A 16,877-nucleotide genomic window follows, 5' to 3' on the forward strand; every position below is an offset into this window, starting at 1 on the left:
CTCTCCGGGATTGTGGGTGGGTGTGGGGGGAGAGTACGATGGGTGGCAATGGCGCGAATGTCGTATATCCACCTTTTTAGGACAAGGCATTCAATCGGCGCTAACTGTTTGTGATCTTGATCTGGCTTTGGCTTTGGCTTTGGCTTTGGCTTTGGCTTTGGCTTTTGATCTTGATCTTGATCTGGCTTTTGATCTTGGCCCCGTTAAGCGCCCGGGCCGACTGGAGGCGTCGATCAAGCGGTCCTCGGCGTAGCCGGGGAAGACGGAACCGGAGGCGCTTCTATTCCGGGCCGTCGTCCGCTTGAGCGACGCCGGAGGGAGGGGACCCGTAGCGCAGCGAAGGGCCCAAGCAGGGGCAAGCCCTTTTTGGTGACTTTTTGGGGCGACTGCCAAAAAGTTACTCGCCGTAAGGGCGAAACGGTCGGTGGCATCCCCGCGAAAATGGATATGCTCGAAATCGCCGAAGCGCGATGCCGAATCCGTGACCATATCCATTACCGAGGGTGATGCAAAATCACCTTTCCGCCCTTACGGCGGGTCACTTTTTTTCAAACGCGGTACGTGTCAATGTACCTGTCGCCTAATTCCTGCCTCAACTCACGATAGCAACCCCGGCATCAGGCCGCTCCGGGTTCAAATACACCGCCTCGGCAAGCTGCCAATTACGCGTGTTCCGGCTCCACCGAACCGGGTTCCTTTCCCGGGCAGCTGCATACAACCTATCTCGGGCCTCCAGTAATTTGGGGGCCAAGCCTTCGTGACGCTCGTTCGGTGTTACGTACTTCAGGCCGCTATGGCGGTGTTCCTCGTTGTACCATTCAACAAATTTCTGCACCCACAGCCTCGCTTCAAGCAAGCTGTCAAAGGGACGTTCAGGCCATTGCGGGCAGTATTTGGCCGTGCGGAAAAGCGTCTCCGCATAGGCATTGTCATTGCTCACCCGCGGACGGCTGAACGAAGGCTCGACACCTAGTGAAATCATGCTCTCGCGCAGCAACGAGCCCTTCATCACATGGCCGTTGTCCGAGTGCAGCACCAGCGCTCGACCGGCCGTACGCTCGCGTAAACAGCCCTTTTCCAGCAAGACACAGGCATGTTCCGCACATTCGGATTCGTGCACTTCATTGGCCACCAGCTTGCGGCTGTAGATGTCCTTGACCATGTACCAGTAGAAAAAACGACCCTTCACCGTGCTCGGCAACCAGGTGATATCCCAGCACCAGACCTGGTTGGGGCCATCCGCCCGATGCGTGGTCAAGATGCGACGCTTGGGGGCCTTTGCACGGCCGCGTCGCGTGAGCTGGTTGTGCGCTTTCAATACTCGGTAAAACGTCGACTCCGAGGCCAGGTAAATCCCTTCGTCCGCCAGCTTTGGCACAATCTGATGCGGCGTCAGGCTCGAATAACCCGGCTGGTTGGCCGCGTCCATCACAGCCTGGCGCTCGGCTTCGCTGAGCTTGTTCGGCGGCGGTTTGCGCGGGACTGTCTGACGCTTGTCGGCGTCGCTGTGACGCCAACGCTGCACGGTCCGAAGGCACAATCCCAGCTCGTTGCAAGCACGAAACCGGCGTGCGCCGGCGTCGACGGCAGCAGCGATCAATACCAGAGCCTGCATGCGATCGGGGGCGCTGATCAGCCTTCCTTGTCCTTGCCCCAGATCGCATTGGCTTTTTTTCTGAGTTCCAGCAAAGCCTCCGCCTCCTTGCGACCGGCATCAGAGCGCGATAATTGTCGCTCCAACTCCTTGATTCGCCGTGAATCGGCAGTCTGCTTTTTGCTGGGTTGAACATCGAGCGCCGCGTTGGCGTTCTGACAGGCCAGGCGCCATTGCTGGATCTGCTCGGGAAAAATACCCTTGATCCGGCAGTACTGGGAAAGCTCGACCTCGCTCAGCGGCGCGGTCTCCATGACAGCGTTGAACTTGTCAGCGCTGGACCATTGATCGCTGGTCTTGTTGTTTCCAGGAACGATCAACCCTTTATCTCTAGCCATTTGTCTCCAGTTCCTAAGCGACTGTGGAGTGACGCCGATTGCGACGGCGAGCTCTGCCACGGAGCGGTTCAGGGGCGGCATCATTTGCTGAACCGCCCAGTCTCTGAAGTCATTGTCATAACGCTTCGTCATTGCCTTGCACCTTCGCCCCCTTGGATGATTGAGTCAATCAACAAAGGTGACAGGTAGGCTGACACGGGGGGAACGCCAAAAAAAGTAACCAAAAAACGCTTGCCCCTGCTTGGGCCCTACGCTGCGCTACGGGTCCCCTCCTTCCGGCGCCGCTCAACGGGCAGACTGATGTGGCCTAATTATCCCGGACACGCCCAAAGGAGCGGTAATCTACCGCTCAACCAAGAGGTGTTCGATGTCCCGACGTAATTTTTCGACAGAGTTCAGGCAAGAGGCAGCAGCCCTTGTTCTTGATAGTGGCTACACCACTCCAGAAGCCTGCAAAGCCATGGGCGTGGGCCCGACCGCACTGCGTCGGTGGGTGGAACAACTCCGCCAAGAGCGTTTTGGCATCACCCCTGAAACGGCCTCTGCCATGACGCCTGAACAACAGCAAATCCAGGCGCTGCAGGTAAAAATCCGCAAGCTCGAGCTGGAGAAGGAAATCTTAAAAAAGGCTACCGCTCTCTTGATGAACGATTCCCTCGATCGAAGGCTTTGATCGATGCGTTAAGTGAGCGTTTCTCGGTGACTGATTTGTGTCGTGTTTTTGGGATAAGCCGCAGCGGTTATTACGAGCATCTCAAGCGCCGCAATTGCCCCGATCCAGACCGGGAACGGCTGAAAACGTTGGCCACAGGGCTGCACGCCGAAAGTCGAGGCTCCATGGGCGCACGAGTATTGTCTGCGGCGCTCAAGGCCCAGGGCGAACAGGTGGGGCGTTTTTTGGCCGGGCGGTTAATGGCCGAGGCTGATTTGCGGAGCATTCAACGTCGGCCAAACCCTTATCGCCTGGCCACGGTGGAGGCAAAATTTGCACCCAATCTATTGGAGCGCCAGTTCGAAGTGTCGGCGCCCAATCGGGTTTGGTGTGGTGATATCACCTATATCTGGGCGGGGACGCATTGGCTCTATCTGGCGGCTGTCCTCGATCTGTATGCCCGGCGGATCGTGGGTTGGGCCATCTCCAAAAGCCCCGATTCGGCATTGGCGTGCAAGGCATTGGAGCTGGCTTATCAGGCCCGCGGAATGCCCGACAAGGTCATGTTTCATTCGGATCAAGGCTGTCAGTACAGCAGTGAGCTGTTTCGCGACAAGCTTGAAGGATTCGGGATGAGGCAAAGCATGAGCCGGCGTGGAAACTGCTGGGATAATGCACCGATGGAGCGTTTTTTCAGCAGCCTGAAGTCAGAATGGATACCCAAGAAAGGCTACCAGGACGAGGCGAAGGCCAGGCCGGATGTGCTTCGATACGTGATCCATCATTACAACCAGGTCCGGCTTCACAGCCATAACGAGTACCGCACGCCGGTGGAGCATGAAAGGCTGGCGGCGTAGCTCCTAAACAAATGTCCGGGATTGGTTGACCAGATCAGACGGCACCCGCTATAGAAGCCTGCGGGTTACCGTCTCTTCGGCCTGCGGCCTCGGCCCTTCGGGCAGCCCGTTGATCGACGCCTCCAGTCGGCCCGGGCGCTTTACGGGGCATACAATCAAGATCAAAAGCCAGATCAAAAGCCACGTCAAAAGCCAGGTCAAAAGCAGATCAAAGGCCTCACGGAATCAAAGTCAAAAGCAGACGTGTGCGTTGGCACACTTATTTGGGACACCGCTCACCATGACCACCATCGCCCTCCTCATCTACCCCGGTTTCCAAATCCTCGGCCTCGCCGTCTCCACCGTCTTCGAAACCGCCAACGACCTCCACGGCCCGCACTACCACCTCACCCTGCTCTCCGAACACGGCGGCATCGTGCCCTCCTCCCTGGGCTTCGGCATCCAGACCGATACCTTCAAGGACACCCACCACGACACCCTCATCGTCATCGGCAACAACCACATCGACGACGCCCCACCCGCCCTGCTGGACTACCTGCGCAGCGCCGCGCACCAGTCCCGGCGCATCACCGCCGTGTGCACCGGCGCCTTCGTGGTGGCTGCCGCCGGCCTGCTGCAGGGCCGCCGGGCCACCACTCATTGGGCTCACGCCCGGGCGTTCCGCAGCGCCTACCCCGGCGTGCAGATGGACGAAGACCGGATTTTTGTCATCGACGGCAACGTCTGGACCTCGGCCGGCATGACCGCCGGCCTCGACCTGGCCCTGGCCATTGTCGAGCAGGACCTGGGCACCGCGGTGGCCAGGCAGGTGGCGAAAAAACTGGTGGTACACCACCGGCGCTCGGGGGGCCAGTCGCAGTTTTCCGCGCTGCTGGACATGGACCCCAAGACCGACCGTATCCAGGGCGCGCTGCTGTATGCCCGCGAACACCTGGCCACCGACCTGTCGGTCGACACCCTGGCCGACGTCGCGCACCTGAGCCCCCGGCAGTTCAGCCGGCTGTTCCGCGAGGAAACCGGCCAGTCGCCGGCCAAGGCCATCGAGCACCTGCGCGTGGAAGCCGCGCGCATCATGATGGAAGCGGGCCGCCATTCCCTCGACGTCATCGCCCGGGAATGCGGCTTTGGTGACCGCGAACGCATGCGCCGGGCCTTTCTGCGCGCGTTCGGGCAGTCGCCCCAGGCGATCAAGCGGGTAACCGAGACGCAGCTGGCGAGTTTTCCGCAGGCCTGAGTCCAGGCCGCTGATTCAAGTCATCCGCCCCGATAGTGCTCCTTGATCAATTAACCCACGCCAATGATCAGACGCGCGTTAAGGCGCCATAACTTTAACGCCGCCCGAGCCAGTTTTTTTGACACTTTACATAGTCAATAAAACCATAAGCAGGCTACCTAACACCGCGTATCGCAAATTTTACAAATCACCCTTCCCATCAGTTGACAGGTACAACCTCTTCGACGATACCTATACCCACAACGCGCAGAGGGAGGCCTGAAAAATGGCAGGTCATATCATGCAAACACCTTACCTACAGGCTAATGCCCGAGCAGCCGAACCATGAATAACAACTCCCCTGCCCCGCTCGTCAGTATTGTTTGCCCCACTTATAACCATGAAGCTTTTATTACCGCCACCCTGGACAGTTTCATCGCTCAACAGACCAACTTTCCTTTTGAAGTTCTGGTTCACGATGACGCCTCCACCGACGCCACCGCGCGGATACTTGCGGACTATGCCACCCGCTATCCCGATATTATCCGGCCGTTTTACCAGACAGAAAACCAATTCCAACAAGGCAAGGAATGCATCCCCGAGATATTCAAGCACGCCCGCGGCCGTTATATCGCCTACTGCGAAGGCGATGACTACTGGACCGACCCGGCCAAGTTGCAGATCCAGGCCGATTTCCTCGAAGCCCACCCCGACTATGTGTTGACCTTCCACGACGCCATGGCCTTCGACATCAATGGTGAACGGGGCCTGCAGCTGCAAGGCAAGCTGCGCCGCGATGCCAGCGCCCTCGAGTTGCAGCAAGGCCGCCAGCTGTCCACGCTGACCGTGTGCTTTCGCAATGTATTCCATGAGATGCCACGGGAGTTGCAGGGCGCGCCACTCAGCGACATGTGCTGGTGGTCGCTGCTGGGCGCCCACGGCAAGGGCAAGTTTCTTGCGCAGATAAAACCAGCCGCGTACCGGGTGCACCCCGGCGGCATCTTTTCCATGCGCTCGGAAAAACGCAAGCTGCACATGAGTTTGCAGACTTGCCAGGCGCTGGCCAATTATTATTACCGCTTGGGCAACCAGCCCTTGTATGAATACTTCCTGATCCACGTTTTTACTTTTTCCCTGGCCGCCATCTCGCCGCTACAAAAACTACAAGCCTTGATGCTGCTTGGCCGGAATATCGGCGTCAACCTTTATAAGCGCCTGACCACCTCTGCCACTTGAACCCTGCCGCAACGGCTGCCCGACAGACAATTCAAATAATTGAGGACACCTGAATGTTCACGTCAATCGCCATGATGCAGCCGTATTTATTCCCTTATCTGGGATATTTCCAACTGATTGCCGCCGCCGATGTATTTGTGCTGGGCGACGACTTGCAATATATCAAGTCGGGTTGGGTCAACCGCAATAACGTACTCGTCGGCGGCCAGGCGCGGCTGCTGACCTTCCCGCTGAAACGTGGCAGCTTCGAATTGGCCATCAATCAACGCGAGACCAGTGACAACTTTGCCGACGAAGCGCAGCGGTTGTTGAACGTCATCAGGAGCAACTACGCCAAGGCACCTTGCTTTGCCCAGGTGATGCCAATGCTGGAGGCGCTAATCCTGCACCCCGAGCGCAACCTGGCGCTGTACATCGAGCACAGCCTGAAGCAGTTGTGCAGCTACCTGGGCATTCACACGCCACTCTTCCGCGCCTCCGACCTGACGCTGCCGGCACCACTGGACAAGCAGGACCGGGTCATCCGCACCGCCCGGCAGTTTGGCGCCCGGCGCTGCATCAATTCCATGGGCGGCACCAGCCTCTACGACCCCCGGCATTTTGCCGAACATGGGCTGGAACTGAAGTTCCTGGCCATGGACGACGACATCAGCTACCGCCAGTTCAAGCACCCCTTCGTCGGCAACCTGTCCATCATCGACGTGATGATGTTCAACGACGCCGAGGCGCTGGCGGCGCTGCTGCAGCGCTATTCGCTGCACACCGTGGAGACGCCCGTGCAGCCGGCGGTGCTACAGGAACGGCGCCGCACCCCGCGGGCAGTCAACCACGCCTGAAAGACGCCGCCTGGCGGCAGCTGCTACGAAGGTTTTGCGCACCCCCGTAGCAGCGGCCGCAGGCCGCGTCCCAGGCCACGCGGTGCTCCCGCAAGACGCCGCCTGGCGGCAGCTGCTACGGGGTCACCGGGGTTGGGGCCGGTGGTTTGTTCATCTGGGCGATCTCCTGCTGCGCCTTGGCCAGGTCAAGGGCGCCTTCCCATTTGGCGATGGCCAGGGTGCCGATGCCATTGCCCAGCAGGTTGGTGACCGCCCGCGCTTCATTGAGGAAGCGGTCCACCCCCAACAACAGCACCAGGCCCACCAGCGGGATCTGCGGTATCACCGACAGGGTCGCGGCCAGGGTCACGAAGCCTGCGCCCGCCACGCCCGCCGAACCCTTGGAGGTCAACAACAGCACCCCCAGCACCACCAGCTGGTCCGCCAGGCTCAGTGGCGTGTTGGTGGCCTGGGCCACGAAGATCGCCGCCATGGTCAGGTAGATGCAGGTGCCATCGGAGTTGAACGTGTACCCCGTGGGCAGCACCATGCCAACCACCGATTTGCGGCAGCCCAGCTTCTCCAGCTTGATCATCATGCGCGGCAGCACCGCTTCGGTGGAGCAGGTGCCAAGGGTCACCAGGATCTCGTCCTTGAAGTAGCGCAGGAAGGTCAGCAGCGGAATGCCGGACCAGCGCGCGATCGCGCCCAGCACCACCACAATGAACAGCAGCGTAGTGAGGTACAGCGCCAGCATCAGGTGCCCCAGCGACAGCAACGTGCCGATGCCATATTTGCCGATGGTGAACGCCATGCCCGCCCCCGCACCGAGGGGCGCCAGGCGCATGACCATGGCGACGATGCGAAACAGCCCCTGCAACAACAGGTCGATGACGTTGATCAACGGCTGGGCCGGCGCGCCAATCTGCACCAGGGCGATGCCCAGCAGCACCGAGATGAAAATCACCTGCAGCATCGCCCCCTTGGCGAACGCATCGACGAAGGTGGTGGGGATGATGTTCATGAAGAAATTGATCGCGCCGCCCTGCTCGTGGGCCGCCTGGGCATAGCCCTTGATGGCTTCGCCGTTGAGCGCGCTGACGTCGATGTTCATGCCCACGCCGGGCTTCATGACGTTGACCACCACCAGGCCAATGACCAGGGCGATGGTGGACACCACCTCGAAATAGAGCAGCGCCTTGCCACCGATGCGCCCCACTTCCTTGATACTGCCCATCTTGGCGATGCCCACCACCACAGTGCCGAAAATGATCGGCGCCAGCAGCATCTTGATGAGTTTGATGAAACCGTCGGCCAGGGGTTGCAGCTTGGCGCCGAAGTCGGGGACCAGGTAACCGATCGCCCCGCCCAGCAGGATGCCGATCAGCACCTGCACATACAACAGCTTGTACCAGCGCGTGGTCGTGTTCATGGTTGTACCTCAGTGTTGTTTTTGTAGTGAGGACAAGCACGGCCCCGTGCAGGGGCCGCCTTACGGCAAAACTCGAATCAGCCCTCGCCCAGCTCGCGCATCACCTGGTACAGCGCGGCCTTGGCCTCGAAGCCCACGCCCGGAATGTCCGGCAGCCCCACGTAACTGTTTTCCACGCGGATGCCGTCGGCAAAGCCGCCGAAGGGCTGGAACACGTCCGGGTAGGATTCGTTGCCACCCAGGTGCAGGCCGGCGGCGATGTTCAGCGACATCTGGTGGCCGCCGTGGGGCACCACGCGGCGGGACGACCAGCCCAACTCCTTCATCACCTCAAGAGTACGCATGTACTCCACCAGGCCATAGGACAACGCGCAGTCGAACTGCAGGTAGTCGCGGTCCGGGCGCATGCCGCCGTGGCGCAGCAGGTTGCGCGCGTCCTGGTGCGAGAACAGGTTCTCGCCAGTGGCCATGGGCAGCTCGTAATGGTTGGCCAGCTCGGCCTGCAGGGCGTAGTCCAGCGGGTCGCCGATCTCTTCGTACCAGAACAGGTTGTACGGCTTGATCGCCTCGGCGTAGGCCAGGGCGGTGGGCAGGTCGAAGCGGCCGTTGGCGTCCACCGCCAGGCGCCGGCCGTCGCCCACCACCTCCAGCACCGCCTCGATGCGGCGCAGGTCTTCGTCCAGGGGCGCGGCGCCGATTTTCATCTTCACCACGTCGTAGCCGCGGTCCAGGTAGCTCTGCATCTCGGCCTTGAGCTTGCTCTGGTCCTTGCCCGGGTAGTAGTAGCCGCCCGCGGCGTAGACCCACACCTTGTCGTCGGCCACGCCGTTGCGGTAACGGTCGGCCAGCAGGCGATAGAGCGGCTTGCCCTCGATTTTCGCCACCGCGTCCCACATGGCCATGTCCAGGGTGCCCACCGCCACCGAGCGCTCGCCGTGGCCGCCGGGCTTCTCGTTGGTCATCAGGGTTTTCCAGATGGCGAACGGGTCGAGGTTGTCGTTGGCCTGGTCCACCAGCGTGTCGGGGTCGGCCTCGGTAATGCGCGCCAGGAAGCGGTCGCGCATCAGCGCGCCCTGGCCGTAGCGGCCGTTGGAGTTGAAGCCGTAGCCGATCACCGGCTTGCCGTCGCGGATCACGTCGGTGATCACCGCGACCACCGAGCAGGTCATTTTGGAAAAGTCGATGTAGGCATTGGCAATGGGCGATGCGATGGAAACCGTCTTCTCGCGGATGTCGACGATGCGCATGGAAAGCGTCCTCTCTGATTGTCTTGCCTGGCAGGCCAGGGGTGCGAGGGGACTCTACGGCTGGACGGGAAAAACGGGCCAATGCTATTAATGGGGAACCCTATGCGTACAAGGCATCGCTCATGGAATTGCTGTGGTTGGAAGACTTCAACGCCCTGGTTGAAAGTGAAAATTTCTCGCGGGCCGCGGAGTTGCGCCACGTCACCCAGCCGGCGTTCAGCCGCCGTATACGCGCGCTGGAAAGCTGGGTGGGGGTCGAGCTGTTCGAGCGCACGCCCCAGGGCGCGACGTTGACCGCAGCCGGGCGCAGCATGCTCGACAACGCCCGCGAGCTGACCCGGCGCCTGTACCAGATGCGCGCCGACGTGCAGCAGGTGGCCGGCAAGGCCAGCCGCACCCTGCATTTTGCGGCCACCCATTCGCTGTCGTTCACCTTCTTCCCTGCCTGGATCCGCGCCATGGAACAGGGCGCGCCGCTGGAGGGCATCAGCCTGCATTCGGACAACATGGCCGCCTGCGAACAGCTGCTGCTGAGTGGCGAGGTGCAGTTCCTGATCTGCCACCAGCACCCCGGGGTGCCGCCGCGTTTCGACAGCAGCCTGTTCGAGAGCAAGGTCATTGGCAGTGATGCGCTGTTGGCATTGCAGTCGCCAGAACTGGACACCATTGAGCGCCTGCCCTTCCTGGCCTACACCGCCGAGTCGGGGCTGGGGCGCATCGTCGCCTCGCACCTGCATGCCCACCCCGGCCACCCCCGGCTGGACACCGTGTTCAGCTCGCACCTGGCCGCGGTGCTGTTGTCGATGGCGTTGCAGGCCAAGGGCGTGGCGTGGCTGCCCGAGAGCCTGGCCGCCAGCGAGGTGGCGGCTGGACGGTTGGTTGCCGCGGGCCACGGCTTGCAGGCCATTGCCGCGCAGATCCGCGTGTTTCGGCCACGGATGCCGTTGGGGGAGCATGCGGAGCGGTTTTGGGCGGATATGTAGGGGCAGGTATCAGCGAAGCAGGTCGACGTTGTCGTTGATACGACCCTGGATGGTCTGCAAGGTTTGCTCGGTAATGACCCCAGGGTACATCGTTTCGGCAATCACCCTGAAACGCCTAGCCACCTCGCAAAACCTGTCGATCAGGCGGCCAGCGCCATCGGCAGCCACCTCTGCCTCGTTCGCCAACTTGAGCAACGCCTGGCGGTCAATTTCGAGCGCCTCACCCAATACGTCCATTTGATGATAGCCACCTGGTCCCTCGCAGAACGTCACGTCATAGGCGGGCGCCAAGCGCCAGTGCCCCGCGGCCGACATCAGGTAGGCAAAGTTCTTGGGATGATCATCGCGGTTATTGAACGCCACATTGAACACCGCCCGTTCGAACGCGAGGGCTTTCTCGCGCACATCGTTGGTACACAGGTGCGTGGCACGAAGAAAGTTGACGTAGTCCAAAGCCCCAGGCGACCTGAAATCGGCGCCGGTGAAGGCTGCAAGGCTTTGCATGGGGACGCGCAGCCCGTCGTGGCGATCAAAGCGCTTACTGGCAAACGCCGCGAGCCCATTGGGCAAACTGAAGTACCGAGTATCGGGCGTCGGTATGCCGCATAGGCGCAAGCACTCGGCATAGACCATTTCCACCGCGCACACTTCGGGATGCTCCTCCCTGGCAGGAAACTTGATCAGCCACGCCTCGAATCCCGGCTCGGCAGCGGTCGTGAATGCCCCGCTCAGTGGGTCACGGTAAACCAGCGCCTTAGGCCGGGCGCCTTGTGGGGAGCCGCCGACCAGCAACAAGCGCTGCAAAAATTCGCCACCTTCGCCACTGAGAACTTCCCGCACTTCGGCTGCCAGCAAGTCAATGGAGACAGGCGCCAGCGGCTCGCCTACCTCAGGCGCAACCGGCTCGAACGACATCGCACCCATGGCATTGCCGCCGATGTAAGCGAGACGTTCGAGCGGGCCTATGCGTGCGGGGTTTAAACCGCGACGTTTGAACAGGCGGTCCATGAGTAGCATGCCCCAGCCGTCAGGCAAGGCATCATACACAGGGCCTGGCAGCCCTAGTTGATGCGGCGCGAAGCCTTTGCGCAACCTCTCCCCCGCCAGTGCCAGGGTGTAGGAGGACAACTCCAACCCCTTGCTCCTTGCCTCGTCGCTGTACTCGAACACCACTTGGGGCCGCCCAGTGACGGCTTTCGTCGAAACCAGCGTGCCCCACAACCAGTGCTCACCCCAGCCGTCGTAATAGACCTCCACTTTCTCAAGCATTGTCGGCTTTCCTTCTCGAGCGTTGCCGTTGCGCGCTGTTCTCGTAGCGACGAATGTCATCGATGCTTTCCAGCTTGGGCAGGAACAGTCCCTCAAGCTCCTTGCCACGCCCAAGCACCATGGCCACGCGAACGAGCGCTTCGAACCCCACGTTGCGCCCTGCCTCCAGATTTGACACGGTGTTGGTTGCAACTCCAGCGCGCGCAGCCACCTGAGCCTGGGTCATTTGCTGCGCCAGCCGTTCGGTGCGCAGGCGCTCGCAGAGCCGCTTCACAACTTCAGCAGGTTTGGTAAGGCTTAAATCCAACATTTTGGCCACAATATCCGCATCACTCGGTTAGCCCACATTTCCATGGATTTAAGCTTAGCGCAATCAGCGATTTTAAATCCCGTATTGTGTGCGCTAAACGCCTAAATTCACGATAAACCATATTTAAATGGATTTATTAGCAACGGACGTTGTACCCATCACGTTACGTCATTCCGAGCCACAAAAACGGAACCAACCGCTCTGGCACGCCCCTAAACACGATGTGAGCCATTTTGGCACCCCGTCGTTTCCAGAGAGGTTTGCCGCCCATGGCTACCAGCACTATCGCGTCGCACCCCACGGGTGAAACCGCCCAGAAACACAGCTCGCCCCAGCGCCTGATCCTGATATCGGTGCTGGTGGCCACCATGGGCGCCCTCGCCTTTGGCTATGACACCGGCATCATCGCCGGCGCGCTGCCCTTCATGACCTTGCCGGTGGACCAGGGTGGACTGGGGTTGAACCCGCTCAGCGAAGGGTTGATCACCGCGTCGCTGATCGTCGGCGCCGCGTTCGGCTCGCTGGCCAGCGGCTACCTGTCCGACCGCTTCGGCCGCCGCGTTACCCTGCGGGTGCTGGCGGTGCTGTTCATTGCCGGCGCCCTGGGCACGGCGGTGGCGCCGTCGATTGCGTTCATGGTGGCCGCCCGTTTCGTGCTGGGCATTGCCGTGGGCGGCGGCTCGGCCACGGTGCCGGTGTTTATCGCGGAAATCGCCGGGCCGTCGAAGCGCGCGCGGCTGGTGAGCCGCAACGAGCTGATGATCGTCAGCGGCCAGTTGCTGGCCTACGTGCTGAGCGCGGTGCTGGCGGCGCTGCTGCACGCCCCGGGCATCTGGCGCTACATGCTGGCGATTGCCACAATACCGGGCCTTCTGCTGCTGGTGGGCACTTTCTTCGTGCCGGCCTCGCCGCGCTGGCTGGCCGCCAAGGGCCGCTACGACGACGCCCAGGCCGTGCTGGAAACCCTGCGCGACAGCCCCGCCGAAGCCAAGCGCGAGGTCGAGGCGATGAAAGCCCACGACCAGCAGCACCGCAGCCACGCCTCTGCCGGGGCCCTGCTGCGCCAGCCGTGGGTGCGCAAGCTGCTGCTGATTGGCGTGGGCCTGGGCTTTACCGCGCAGTTCACCGGGGTGAATGCGTTCATGTACTACACGCCCATTATTTTGCAGCACACCGGCATGGGCACCAACGCCGCCCTCACCGCCACCATCGGCAACGGCGTGGTCTCGGTGGTTGCCACCTTGCTGGGCATTTGGGCCATCGGCCGTTATGGCCGCCGACACCTGTTGATGACCGGCCTGGTGATCGTGGTGCTGATGCAGGCGGCGCTGGGCTGCGTGCTGCAGTTCATGCCGCAGAACCTTGCGCAAAGCTACGCGGCGCTGGGTTGCATTCTGGTGTTCCTGCTGTTCATGCAGATGTGCATCGCGCCGGTGTACTGGCTGCTGATGTCCGAGCTATTTCCCATGCAGGTGCGGGGCCTGCTCACCGGCGTGGCGGTGTCGATGCAGTGGCTGTTCAACGCCAGCGTGGCGTTCCTGTTCCCGGTGGCGGTGAGCACGCTGGGCAACCCGACGTTCTTCGTGTTCGCGGCGATCAACGTGGGCTCGCTGGCGTTTGTGTTTTTCTGTTTGCCGGAGACCAAGGGCAAGACCCTGGAGCAGATCGAGAAGCACATGAAGAAGGAGTTGTGAGACACATCGGGAAACATAGACGTAGGAATCATCCTAGGAAAAGCCCTACAATGTCTGCGATAATCGAATAATTAGCTTACATTTGGCTGCTTGCGTGCTTTTCCATGGGTGACTAATCTCTGCCCGCCGCTGCTCATCAGCGGTAGGGTTTGGTCACCCACTGGTTATCAGGCGCAGTAGCGTCGCCATCTTCATGCGCGTTTCGCCAGCATGAGGTTTTATGGCAGCTGTGCGCGGGGCGTCTTCGGATGCGCCGGGTCCCTGATACCCCGGTTGACCAACCCTCGCATAGCTGCCACCCCCTTGTTTGGTCACTTGAGAGTGGGAGCTCCTTCAACGTATCAGGAGGTTCTCCATGCAAAAGCCAACACCCGACCCACCCCTTTACACGGCCTCACCCACCACCACGCCGTTTTTACTCAAAGGGAACCTGGTCATGAATGATTATCTGGAAACCACCGCGCTGCCCTTCGGCATGCGCGATTCGCGCGAGCAGCCGTTTTTCAGCGTGAACCCGGGCATCAGCCTGGAAGACGCCCTGTGCCACCTGGCGCACCTGCTGCGCTGCGCCTACGACTCGGCCTATGAGCTGACCGATGCCGCTGCGCTTGAGAAAGGCCTGGTGTGGTCAACGCTGCACCACATAGAAGGCGCGAAGGGGTTGGTGGATGCGCTGATAGCGGCAAGGTAACCCACCGGCCGTAGCAGCGGCCCAAGGCCGCGTCACCAGCGCCGCGCAACACCTGGCACACCGCGCGGGCCAGACGCAGCCTTCGGCAGCTGCTACGCGACGGGGGGGGCAGGCGCCCGCCCTTCTGTATCAAAACTTACAGACAACCCCATACAAACACACCGCACCCCCAACGCACCCGCAACTTAGAATCATTATCATTCATGTATGCGAGTGCCCACCTTGACCACCCCGACCTCCAGCCTCCCCCGCCGCGCACCGTTGCTAGCCTCGGCGCTGGCCAGCGCCTTGCTGTGCGCCGGCGGCGCCCATGCCGCCGAGGAAACCACCCTGCCCGCCACGCAGATCGGCGCCCAGGCCAGCAGTGGCGATGACAGCTACACCGCCACCAGCGCGTCCACGGCCAGCAAGAGCGATGTGCCGCTCAAGGAAGAGGCGCAGACGGTAAACGTGGTCACGCACCAGACCCTCGCCGACTACAGCGTGAAGTCGCTGGACGACGTCACCAGGTTCATCAGTGGCGCCAGCCAGGGCAACACCTTGGGCAACACCAAGGACTCGGTGGTGAAGCGCGGCTTTGGCACCAACGACGATGGCTCGATTCTGCGCGACGGGGTGAAGTCGATTCTGTCGACCAACTTCGACGCCACCACCGACCACGTGGAAGTGCTCAAGGGCCCCGCCTCGCTGCTGTACGGTGCCATGGACCCGGGCGGGCTGATCAATGTGGTCAGCAAGCAGCCGCAGTATGTGCAAAGCACCACCCTCAGCGGCTCGGCCTACAGTGAAGGGGGCGGTGACCTGGGCCTGGACACCACCGGGCCGATTGGCGACACCGGCCTTGCCTACCGCCTGGTGGCCGAGCGCAAGAGCGAGGACTACTGGCGCAATTACGGCGTGGAGCAGCACACGCTGGTGGCGCCGTCGCTGAGCTGGACCGGCGAGCGCGCCAGCCTCAACCTTTCGTACGAGTACAACGACTACACCAGCCCGTTCGACCGCGGCACCATGTTCGTCAACGGCCACCCGGCGGACGTGTCGTACAAGAAGCGCCTGGATGAAAAGTGGGCGAAAACCGTGGGCATTGCCCAAAGCGTGACCGCGCGCTTCGAATACCAGCTCAGCGACGACTGGAAAACCCGCGTCACCTACGGCTGGAACGAGGACCGCTACAGCCTGGCGATTGCCAACCCTACGGCGCTGTCGGCCAACGGCGTGGTGACGCGCCAGGCCAACGGCGGCCACTACGACTACGAGACCCGCTACGCCAGCTGGGACTTCATCGGCACCCAGCAGCTGTTTGGCCAGGAGCACGATGTGCTGGTGGGCGTGGACCAGGAGGCGGAAGACCGTTACCGCGGCAAGACCTACCGCAACACCGCGCAGTCGGGCTTCGACATCTACTCGCCCAGCTACGGCAGCCTGGCCGAGCCCAGCGTAGTCAACAAGTCGACCAGCGACCTCACCAACCAGCTGAACTCCACCTCGCTGTACATAAAGGACAACTGGCACCTCAATGACTGCTGGATTCTGGTGTTCGGCGGGCGCTACCAGCACTACGACCAATACATCGCCCAGGGCATGGGCAGCGCGCGCGCGGTCAGCCTGGACAGTAACGGCGACGCGGCGGTGCCGATGCTGGGCCTGGTGTACCAGGCCAGCGACGCGCTGTCGCTGTACGGCAACTACAGCCGCTCGTTCGTGCCCAACACCACGGTGGACGACAGCGGCAAGACCTTCGACCCCGAGGAGGGCCGCAGCTATGAGGTGGGCGCCAAGTACGACATCGCGCCAGGCCTGAACCTGAACCTGGCGGTGTACGACATCGTCAAGAAGAACGTGGTCACCACCTCCACCGTGGATGGCGAGAGCGTCAGCGAGGCGGCCGGCAAGGTGGGTTCGCGCGGCGTGGAACTGGACGTGACCGGGCGCATCGCCGAGCGCTGGGACATGGTCGGCACCTACGCCTACGACCACACCGAAATCCTCGACGACCCCACCGACCAAGGCAACCGCCTGAGCCAGGCGCCGGCGCACACCGCCAGCCTGTACCTCACCCACCACCTGCGGGTGCCGTCGCAGTACGGCGACTGGCACGCCGGCGCGGGCGCGCACTACGTGGGTGAGCGGGCCGGCGACAACGACAACAGCTACTACCTGCCCAGCTACACCGTGGCCGACGCCTTCCTGCGCTGGGACGTGCCGGTGGCCGGCTACAAGACGCATCTGCAGTTGAACGTGGACAACCTGTTCAACAAAGAGTACTACCCGTCCAGCACCGGCTCGGGGCAGTTGCAGGTAAACGTCGGCGAGCCGCGCAGCGCCAAGCTGAGCGCCAGCGTGAACTTCTGAGCCACCGCCTGCGGCAGCTGCTGCGTCGTCGGGGTACACACTGTGGGAGCAAAGCTTGCTCGCGATGGGGCCCTTACTGACGCCGTCGCGAGCAAGCTTTGCTCCCACAGTGTTCAACCCAATAGACAGTTGCT

Annotated in this window: 13 protein-coding genes; 8 read left to right on the forward strand and 5 right to left on the reverse strand. The window is 61.7% G+C overall.

Features of this window, described 5'->3' with window-relative positions:
* Positions 1-592: 592 nt before the first annotated feature.
* A protein-coding gene (locus RAM80_RS04210; protein ID WP_416422263.1) for an IS3 family transposase occupies positions 593-2,124 on the reverse strand; the annotation gives its coding sequence in 2 pieces (ribosomal slippage) (positions 593-1,683 and positions 1,683-2,124; 1,533 coding nt in all).
* A 235-nt stretch (positions 2,125-2,359) separates the two neighbouring features.
* Between RAM80_RS04210 and RAM80_RS04215 the strand changes: the two genes are divergently transcribed.
* The 4 genes from RAM80_RS04215 (at position 2,360) to RAM80_RS04230 (ending at position 6,786) form a co-directional block, all read left to right on the forward strand.
* Positions 2,360-3,501, forward strand: a protein-coding gene (locus RAM80_RS04215) for an IS3 family transposase (RefSeq protein WP_416422999.1) whose coding sequence is annotated in 2 segments (ribosomal slippage) — positions 2,360-2,609 and positions 2,609-3,501 — 1,143 coding nt in all. Because the reading frame shifts where the segments join, the coding sequence is not laid out codon by codon here.
* 280 nt (positions 3,502-3,781) lie between these two features.
* Positions 3,782-4,735 carry a GlxA family transcriptional regulator gene (locus RAM80_RS04220; RefSeq protein ID WP_416424982.1) on the forward strand — a complete coding sequence of 318 codons (954 nt, stop codon included), beginning with the start codon at positions 3,782-3,784 and terminating at the stop codon, positions 4,733-4,735.
* Positions 4,736-5,059: 324 nt separating this feature from the next.
* Positions 5,060-5,950 (forward strand): glycosyltransferase family 2 protein, encoded by an 891-nt coding sequence (locus RAM80_RS04225; RefSeq protein ID WP_416424983.1) that lies wholly within the window; start codon positions 5,060-5,062, stop codon positions 5,948-5,950.
* Between the two features lie 53 nt (positions 5,951-6,003).
* Positions 6,004-6,786, forward strand: a complete 783-nt coding sequence (locus RAM80_RS04230) for a WbqC family protein (protein ID WP_416424984.1) — start codon at positions 6,004-6,006, stop codon at positions 6,784-6,786.
* Between the two features lie 115 nt (positions 6,787-6,901).
* Here RAM80_RS04230 and dctA read toward each other — a convergent pair whose 3' ends face one another.
* Positions 6,902-8,197: a C4-dicarboxylate transporter DctA gene (gene dctA, locus RAM80_RS04235; RefSeq protein ID WP_416424985.1), complete on the reverse strand. Its 1,296-nt coding sequence runs from the start codon at positions 8,195-8,197 to the stop codon at positions 6,902-6,904.
* A gap of 77 nt (positions 8,198-8,274) precedes the next feature.
* Complete coding sequence (locus RAM80_RS04240) at positions 8,275-9,444, reverse strand: mandelate racemase/muconate lactonizing enzyme family protein (RefSeq protein WP_416424986.1); 1,170 nt, start codon at positions 9,442-9,444, stop codon at positions 8,275-8,277.
* A gap of 122 nt (positions 9,445-9,566) precedes the next feature.
* On the opposite strand from RAM80_RS04240, the gene RAM80_RS04245 reads away from it, so the two are divergent.
* Positions 9,567-10,427 (forward strand): LysR family transcriptional regulator, encoded by an 861-nt coding sequence (locus RAM80_RS04245; RefSeq protein ID WP_416424987.1) that lies wholly within the window; start codon positions 9,567-9,569, stop codon positions 10,425-10,427.
* A 9-nt stretch (positions 10,428-10,436) separates the two neighbouring features.
* Here RAM80_RS04245 and RAM80_RS04250 read toward each other — a convergent pair whose 3' ends face one another.
* Both RAM80_RS04250 and RAM80_RS04255 read right to left on the reverse strand, forming a co-directional pair.
* Positions 10,437-11,696, reverse strand: a complete 1,260-nt coding sequence (locus RAM80_RS04250; protein WP_416424988.1) for a type II toxin-antitoxin system HipA family toxin — start codon at positions 11,694-11,696, stop codon at positions 10,437-10,439.
* Positions 11,689-12,006 (reverse strand): helix-turn-helix domain-containing protein, encoded by a 318-nt coding sequence (locus RAM80_RS04255; protein ID WP_416424989.1) that lies wholly within the window; start codon positions 12,004-12,006, stop codon positions 11,689-11,691. Before RAM80_RS04255 ends, RAM80_RS04250 begins: the two co-directional genes overlap by 8 nt.
* Positions 12,007-12,275: 269 nt before the next feature.
* Between RAM80_RS04255 and RAM80_RS04260 the strand changes: the two genes are divergently transcribed.
* The 3 genes from RAM80_RS04260 (at position 12,276) to RAM80_RS04270 (ending at position 16,743) form a co-directional block, all read left to right on the forward strand.
* Positions 12,276-13,700: a sugar porter family MFS transporter gene (locus RAM80_RS04260; protein WP_416424990.1), complete on the forward strand. Its 1,425-nt coding sequence runs from the start codon at positions 12,276-12,278 to the stop codon at positions 13,698-13,700.
* Positions 13,701-14,136: 436 nt separating this feature from the next.
* Positions 14,137-14,391, forward strand: coding sequence for a DUF3077 domain-containing protein (locus tag RAM80_RS04265; RefSeq protein WP_416424991.1), 255 nt, complete (start codon positions 14,137-14,139; stop codon positions 14,389-14,391).
* Positions 14,392-14,598: 207 nt separating this feature from the next.
* Entirely contained in the window at positions 14,599-16,743 is a 2,145-nt protein-coding gene (locus RAM80_RS04270; RefSeq protein ID WP_416424992.1) for a TonB-dependent siderophore receptor, read from the forward strand.
* The last annotated feature ends 134 nt before the right edge of the window (positions 16,744-16,877 follow it).

Origin of the sequence: Pseudomonas sp. App30, assembly GCF_047947025.1 — a bacterium.
Lineage (GTDB): Bacteria > Pseudomonadota > Gammaproteobacteria > Pseudomonadales > Pseudomonadaceae > Aquipseudomonas.